The organism is Nonomuraea sp. NPDC052265 (genome assembly GCF_044547985.1).
GTDB lineage: Bacteria > Actinomycetota > Actinomycetes > Streptosporangiales > Streptosporangiaceae > Nonomuraea.
In genome coordinates this window covers 703,026-709,313 of the sequence record NZ_JBIUBJ010000004.1, presented here as the reverse complement: position 1 = coordinate 709,313, position 6,288 = coordinate 703,026, and the positions used below count along the sequence as shown (strand labels likewise).

8 protein-coding genes are annotated in these 6,288 nt (G+C 72.0%); 4 read left to right on the top strand and 4 right to left on the bottom strand.

Features of this window, described 5'->3' with window-relative positions:
- Positions 1-88 precede the first annotated feature (88 nt).
- On the bottom strand, positions 89-271 hold the full coding sequence (locus tag ACIHAD_RS16905) for a hypothetical protein (RefSeq protein ID WP_397355369.1): 183 nt from the start codon (positions 269-271) through the stop codon (positions 89-91).
- Positions 272-296: 25 nt separating this feature from the next.
- Here ACIHAD_RS16905 and ACIHAD_RS16900 point away from each other — a divergent pair, with 25 nt between their 5' ends.
- The 3 genes from ACIHAD_RS16900 (at position 297) to ACIHAD_RS16890 (ending at position 3,730) form a co-directional block, all read left to right on the top strand.
- Positions 297-824, top strand: coding sequence for a CGNR zinc finger domain-containing protein (locus ACIHAD_RS16900; RefSeq protein ID WP_397355368.1), 528 nt, complete (start codon positions 297-299; stop codon positions 822-824).
- A gap of 232 nt (positions 825-1,056) precedes the next feature.
- A complete protein-coding gene (locus ACIHAD_RS16895) occupies positions 1,057-2,712 on the top strand; it encodes an ABC-F family ATP-binding cassette domain-containing protein (RefSeq protein WP_397355367.1) in 1,656 nt (551 codons plus the stop codon).
- 37 nt (positions 2,713-2,749) lie between these two features.
- On the top strand, positions 2,750-3,730 hold the full coding sequence (locus tag ACIHAD_RS16890) for a hypothetical protein (protein ID WP_397355366.1): 981 nt from the start codon (positions 2,750-2,752) through the stop codon (positions 3,728-3,730).
- Between the two features lie 99 nt (positions 3,731-3,829).
- Here the strand turns inward: ACIHAD_RS16890 and ACIHAD_RS16885 are convergent, their stop codons facing one another.
- Together ACIHAD_RS16885 and ACIHAD_RS16880 are read right to left on the bottom strand one after the other, a co-directional pair.
- Positions 3,830-4,084 carry a zf-TFIIB domain-containing protein gene (locus ACIHAD_RS16885; RefSeq protein ID WP_125638842.1) on the bottom strand — a complete coding sequence of 85 codons (255 nt, stop codon included), beginning with the start codon at positions 4,082-4,084 and terminating at the stop codon, positions 3,830-3,832.
- A gap of 59 nt (positions 4,085-4,143) precedes the next feature.
- Entirely contained in the window at positions 4,144-4,998 is an 855-nt protein-coding gene (locus tag ACIHAD_RS16880) for a phosphotransferase family protein (RefSeq protein WP_397355365.1), read from the bottom strand.
- 18 nt (positions 4,999-5,016) lie between these two features.
- Here ACIHAD_RS16880 and ACIHAD_RS16875 point away from each other — a divergent pair, with 18 nt between their 5' ends.
- Positions 5,017-5,913 (top strand): TIGR03619 family F420-dependent LLM class oxidoreductase, encoded by an 897-nt coding sequence (locus ACIHAD_RS16875; RefSeq protein WP_397355364.1) that lies wholly within the window; start codon positions 5,017-5,019, stop codon positions 5,911-5,913.
- Here the strand turns inward: ACIHAD_RS16875 and ACIHAD_RS16870 are convergent.
- Positions 5,910-6,287, bottom strand: coding sequence for a VOC family protein (locus ACIHAD_RS16870; RefSeq protein WP_397355363.1), 378 nt, complete (start codon positions 6,285-6,287; stop codon positions 5,910-5,912). The two genes, ACIHAD_RS16875 and ACIHAD_RS16870, sit on opposite strands and share 4 nt — an antisense overlap.
- Position 6,288 lies beyond the last annotated feature (1 nt).

Sequence of the window (6,288 nt, the reverse complement as noted above, 5' to 3'; positions counted from 1 at the left end):
GGACTCGAAGTCCGGTCGACGAGAGTGCTCACTCACCAGCGGCTACCAGGCACCGAGTCTGCCAGCGAGGCCGACCCGGTAGGTCCCATTAGTCGATGGCCGTGATCGACCTGCCGCCGCCCGGGGGCGGGCCGGCGCACGCGACCGTCCGGGACGTGCGCACCTCCCACGCGCCGCAGGCGCAGCGCAGGTAGCAGACCAGGCCCTCGGAGGTGCGATGGGAGGAGACGAGGGTCATGGCGAAGGGGTCGTGCGGCTCTCCGTGATGCATGACTCCAACCTGATGTAATGGCCTTATGCATTTCAACACTTACGGCGGCAACGGGGCCGAACTCGCGGCGGCGCTCGTCAACGCGAGCGACTTCAGCCCGGCCGCCGTACGGGAGACGCTGACCGCCAACGCCATGTGGCGCACGGACGTCACCCCGGCCCAGGCCGCCGAGCTGGCCGCCTGGGCGCGCCGGCTGGCCCCCGTCTTCGGCGAGCCCGACCTCGGCGTCCAGGTCGGCCTGATCAACGAGCTCCTGGAGATCACCGCCTCGAAGCCGCACATCAGCACCCACGACGGCCTGGAGCCCCACCTGCACTTCTTCTCCACGGAGGCCGACATCGTCTCCAGGGCCATGGACACCACCGCGGGCGGCCTGGCCATGGCCGTGTGCTTCTCCGACGGGCGGCGGCTCGGGCGCTGCGACCGGACGGGATGCGAGACCGTCTACGTGGACACCTCGCGCAACGGCCGCCGCCGGTTCTGCTCGCTGACCTGCGCGAACCGGGTCAACGTGGCCGCTCATCGGGCGCGGGGCGTTGCCCGGCTGTCGTGATTCGGGTAATATGTCCAGGTCGTATCGCCGACCCATGGGGGCAGTTGACGTGAGGATCTGAGGCCGCGGGCACCGCGCCTTTCCGCCCGGTCACGGGCTCTGTCGCGCGCACACCTCGACCTCGGCGACCTCTTCGCCCCAGTCTTCCCAGCTCCGGCTGCCTGGTTGTCGCGCGCGCAGCGGTGTTCCCGCCAAGTCACGAAATTTCGGTTTTTGTGATGGGAGCCGCCTGATGTCTTTTTCCATTGTCGTCGATCATGTGTCCTTCGGCTGGCCCGACGGGACCATGGTGCTCGACGGTCTCGACGCCGCCTTCCCCGCCGGGCGTACCGGGCTCCTCGGGGCGAACGGGTCGGGCAAGTCCACCCTGCTCAAGGTCATTGCCGGGGAGCTGATCCCGGGATCGGGCGCGGTCTCGGTCACCGGCGAGGTGGGGTACCTGCCGCAGAACGTGCCGCTCGAAGGCAGCGCTACCGTGTCCGACCTGCTGGAGATCAGCGGGAAGCGGGCCGCGCTGCACGCCGTCGAGAGCGGCGACGTCGCCGAGGAGCACTTCACCGTCATCGGGGACGACTGGGACGTCGAGGAACGCGCGCGCGCCGAACTCGACCGGCTCGGCCTCGCCCACGTCGGGCTCGACCGCACGGTGGCGACGCTGTCGGGCGGCGAGGCCGTCATGGTCGCGCTGGCCGCGCAGATCCTCAAGCGCCCCGCCGTGCTGCTGCTCGACGAGCCCACCAACAACCTCGACCTGGACGCCCGGCGGCGGCTGTACGCCGCGGTCTCGGCGTACCCGGGGGTGCTGGTCGTGGTCAGCCACGACCGGGCGCTGCTCGGGCTCGTCGACCAGATCGCCGAGCTCCGCGACGCCGCCGTGCACCTGTACGGCGGCAACCTGGACGACTACGAGGAGCAGGTCGCCGCCGAGCAGGAGGCGGCCGAGCGCACGGTCAGGACCGCCGAGGGCGAGGTACGGCGGCAGCAGCGCGAGCTGATAGAGGCCAGGACCAGGCTCGACCGGCGTGGGCGCAACGCGAGGAAGGCGTTCGAGAACAAGAAGGTGCCCAAGATCGTGGCCGGCGGGCTCAAGATGAAGGCCCAGGTGTCGGCGGGCAAGCACCGCGCGCTGCACCAGGAGCGGCTGGAGGAGGCCAGGGGAAGACTGAGCGAGGCCGAGCTGGCCGTGCGGGACGACGCCGAGATCCGCGTCGAGCTGCCCGCCACCGCCGTCCCGGCCGGCCGCACCCTGCTGACGCTGCCGCTCGACCACCCGGACGGCGCGGACGGCGCGGACGGCGCGGACGGCCGCGAAGGGCCCGCGGCGCCCGACCGCGCCGACGGCACTCCCCGACGCGAAGGGCTCAAGGTGCTGGACCGGCTGGTGATCCGGGGGCCCGAACGCATCGCGCTGCTCGGGCCCAACGGATCGGGCAAGACGACCCTGCTCAGGAGGATCGTCGAGCACGGCGCGCACGTCCCGGTGCGGTACCTGCCGCAGCGGCTCGACGTGCTCGACGACGCCCTGAGCGTGGTGGACAACGTCCGGGCCGTGGCGCCGGCGGCCTCGGTCAACGAGGTGCGCGCCCGGCTGGCCCGCTTCCTGTTCCGCGGCGGGCGGGCCGACCGGCCCGTGGGCACGCTGTCGGGCGGCGAGCGCTTCCGCGCGACCCTGGCCGCCCTGCTGTCGGCCGATCCGCCGCCGCAGCTCCTCCTGCTGGACGAGCCGACCAACAACCTGGACATGTCCAGCGTGCGGCAGCTCTCCCAGGCGCTGGCGGCCTACCGGGGCGCGCTCGTCGTGGCCAGCCATGACGTGCCGTTCCTGGAGACGCTGGGGATCACCCGGTGGCTGCGACAGGATCGCGATGAGGGACTGGCCGAATCGTAATTGACGTCTGGGGATCAACCGGGCAATAGTGGTGCAGGTGGCTTCACCCCGGTTGATCTCCTGCGTTCTCGCCCTGGCGACGGTGACGCTCGCCGCCTGCTCCTCCCCTCCACCGCTGACCGGCGGTGAGCCGAAGGTCAGCGGCGTGGCGGACGGCAAGGGTGGCGGAGCGCCCGGCGGCGACCCCACCACGGGGGCCGGCCCCAGCGTCAGCGCCCTGACGCCGGAGGCGTACAAGGGCGAGCTCGACAGCAGGCACAAGACGATGCTCGGCGCGATCAACGGGCTGGCCGGGGCCCGCGGGGTCCAGTCGCTCAACCAGCGCGTGGACAAGGCCGAGCAGGCGCTGAGCGGCGCCGCCGACGCCCTGTCCGCGATCAGCCCGCCCGCCGACGTACGAGCCCAGCACGACGCGTACGTCACCAGCCTGCGCGACTTCGCCGCCGAGCTCGGCTCCACGGCGGGCAAGGTCGGCAGCCGAGAGCTGTGCACCTCCTCGGCCGTGCTGAGCGACCTCGGCACCAAGCTCACCGCCCTGAACAAGGCGGGCGAGGCGCTGCAGGGCGCCGGCGACTACCCGGCCGACATCGTCACCGTCAAGGCCGGCGGCAAGCAGAACAGACGGTTGAAGAACGGTGCGTTCATCCGCAGGACTTCCCTCGGCGGACGCAGCTCCCTGGAGGTCGACAACGGCGGCAGCCGCGACGCCGTCGTCACGGTGGTCAAGGGCGGCAGCAAGACGTTCAGCGTGTACGTGCGCAAGAGGGCCAAGTTCAAGGTCAGGGGCGTGCCCGACGGCTCGTACAAGATCTATTTCACCCACGGCGTGGACTGGGACGGCAAGAGCAAGTCCTTCACCCGCCAGTGCAGCTTCGAGCGCTTCCAGAAGTCGGTGAAGTTCAAGACCACGGTCACCGCCACCCAGATCCTCTGGCACGACTGGCGGGTCACCCTGCACGCCATCTCCGGCGGCAACGCCCGCACCGCGCCCGTCAACCCCGACGACTTCCCGAGCTGACCCCCAGCGCTGACCCCCAGCGCCGACCCCAGACACGCTGACCCCGGGCACACGAAAGGGCCGCGCGAAGGCGCGGCCCTTTTCCGCCCGTCGGGGCGATCAGGTCGAGAACAGCATGCCCACCCAGCTGCGCTGGCGGTGGTGGCCGTAGTGGTGGCCGCCGTGGTGGGGAGCGCCCCAGGCCGGCCCGGGGGCGGGAGGCGGGGGAGCGGCGTTGTACTGCGACTCCATGCGGGTCAGGGTCTCCAGCTCGCCATAGTCGAGGAAGATCCCACGGCAGTTGTCGCACTGCTCGATGTGGACGCCGTTGCGCTCATATGTCCGCATGTTGCCGCGGCACTTCGGGCACTGCATCTAAGTCGCTCTCCTTGGATCCGGGGTCTCAGGCTGAAACCTACCGCGTGCGGCCCCCGTCACGCTCTGACGATTCTGCTGCACGATTCGATTAACGAATGCTCGACCTCGTCCAGTTCCCGGTTCTCGCGCTCGGCGTTGAGGACGGCCACGGCGGCCAGCTGCACGGTCAGCGCCCTGGCCGGCAGGTCGAGTCGTTGCCAGGGATCGTCCCCCTGGCCGAGCGCGGGCCCGCCCGAGGCCAGGTAGGCGCCGAGGAACCGCTCCCAGACGGCCGGTTCGAGCAGGCCCGCCGCGTACCAGGCGGCCGGTCGCGCCAGGTCCCAGGCCGGGTCGCCGACGCCCAGGTCGTCGACGTCGATGAGCAGCCACCGGTCGCGGCAGACGAGCTGGCCGAGGTGCCAGTCACCGTGGGTGAGCAGACCGTGCACGAGGGCGGGCTCGGGCAGCTCCTTGAACGCGTGCCTGACGAGCTGCTCGACCGGGCCGTCGCCGCTCATCCTGGACACCGCGCGGGCGGCCCGCGCCGGGCCCCCGGCGGGCGGCATCGGCGGCACCAGCGTCAAAGGGACGGCGTGCAGCCGGGCCAGCAGCCGCGCGCCCTCCTCCCAGGGGGCGGACCCGGGATCGTCGTGGGGGACCGGGCGGCCGGCCGGCCAGACGGAGACCGCGCGGCCCGCCGCCGCCAGCACCTCGGACTCCAGCGGGGCCAGCAGCACGCCGTTGACCGCGGCCGCGGCGGCGGCCCTGAGGCGGGCGCGCAGCGGCTCCACCTCGTCGCGGGCCGAGTGGGCCTTGACCACCACCTCGCCCATCCGTAACACGACCACGTCGGTGCGCGTCTGGTGTCGCACGGGTTCGCCCGTGCCGCCGTACGCCGCGGCGATACCCGCAAGCTCCTCCTCTAGACCCACTCGTACAGACTAGGGGGCATGAGAATCGGTTTCGCCGTACCCCAGTCAGGGCCGTGGGCCACGCCGGAGAACATGCGTCGCGTCGCCGCCCGGGCCGAGGAGCTGGGCTACCACGAGCTCTGGACGTTCCAGCGGGTGCTGTACCCGGTCGGGCATCCCATGGGACCGACCTACCGGAGCGTGCACGACCCGCTGATCACTCTGGCGCACCTGTCGGGCGTGACCGGGACGATCCGGCTCGGCGTGGCCGTGGTCAACGCGTACGTGCAGCCGGTCGTGCTGGCCAAGCAGCTCGCCACCCTGCAGACCGTCTCCGGCGGCCGGGTCAGCGCCGGGATCGGGCTCGGCTGGGTGCCCGAGGAGTTCGAGGCCGCGGGCGTCGGCATGGAGCGGCGCGGGCGCAGGGGCGAGGAGTTCGTCGAGCTGCTGCGCAAGGCGTGGGCGGACGACGTGGTCGAGCACGACGGCGAGTTCTACCGGGTGCCGGCCTCGCACATCGACCCCAAGCCGGCGCCCGGCCCGCCGCAGATCCTGCTCGGCGGCACCGCCGAGGTCGCGCTGCGCCGGGCCGGGCGGCTGGCCGACGGCTGGATCAGCTCCAGCAGGGAGGACCTGTCGGCGGTCGCGGGCCGGATCGGGCTGATCAAGGAGACGATCGCCGGCGCCGGGCGGGACGCGGCCACCTTCCGCTTCGTGTGCCGCGGCGTCACGCAGGTACGGCCCGAGGGCGCCGAGGACGGGCGCCGGCCGCTGACCGGCACGTACGAGCAGATCCGGCGGGACGTGGCCGCCCTGGCCGCCGAGGGCGTCACGGACGTCTTCCACGACCTCAACTTCGACCAGGAGATCGTCACCGCCGACGCGAAGGAGGCGATGCGCCGCGCCGAGGAGGCCCTGGAGGCGCTGGCGCCCTAACCGCCGTAGGGGACGGTGATGATCTCCAGGTTGTGCCCGTCGGGGCCCGACCAGTAGAGACCGCGGCCGCCGTCGTGGGTGTTGATCTCGCCGGGCCTGCTGTGCCCGGGATCGGCCCAGAACGTCAGGCCGCGGCTCCTGATCCGGCCCCAGATCTGGTCGAACTCCTCCTCGCCGACCAGGAAGGCGTAGTGCTGGGGAGTCACCTTCCCGGGCGCCCGCATCACGTCGAGCGAGACGTCGTTGGCCAGCGTCACGACGCGGAACGGGCCGTAGACCGGCGCGGGCTCCAGACCGAGGACGTCGACCAGGAAGGCGGCCGTGGCGTCCCGGTCGGTGGCGGCGACGATGGTGTGGTTCAGCTGGACGGGCATG

Coding starts and splice junctions, on each gene's coding strand:
- ACIHAD_RS16900 (WP_397355368.1), top strand. CDS start 297: ATGCATTTCAACACTTACGGCGGCAACGGGGCCGAACTCGCGGCGGCG.
- ACIHAD_RS16870 (WP_397355363.1), bottom strand. CDS start 6,287: ATGCCCGTCCAGCTGAACCACACCATCGTCGCCGCCACCGACCGGGAC.
- ACIHAD_RS16895 (WP_397355367.1), top strand. CDS start 1,057: ATGTCTTTTTCCATTGTCGTCGATCATGTGTCCTTCGGCTGGCCCGAC.
- ACIHAD_RS16905 (WP_397355369.1), bottom strand. CDS start 271: ATGCATCACGGAGAGCCGCACGACCCCTTCGCCATGACCCTCGTCTCC.
- ACIHAD_RS16885 (WP_125638842.1), bottom strand. CDS start 4,084: ATGCAGTGCCCGAAGTGCCGCGGCAACATGCGGACATATGAGCGCAAC.
- ACIHAD_RS16875 (WP_397355364.1), top strand. CDS start 5,017: ATGAGAATCGGTTTCGCCGTACCCCAGTCAGGGCCGTGGGCCACGCCG.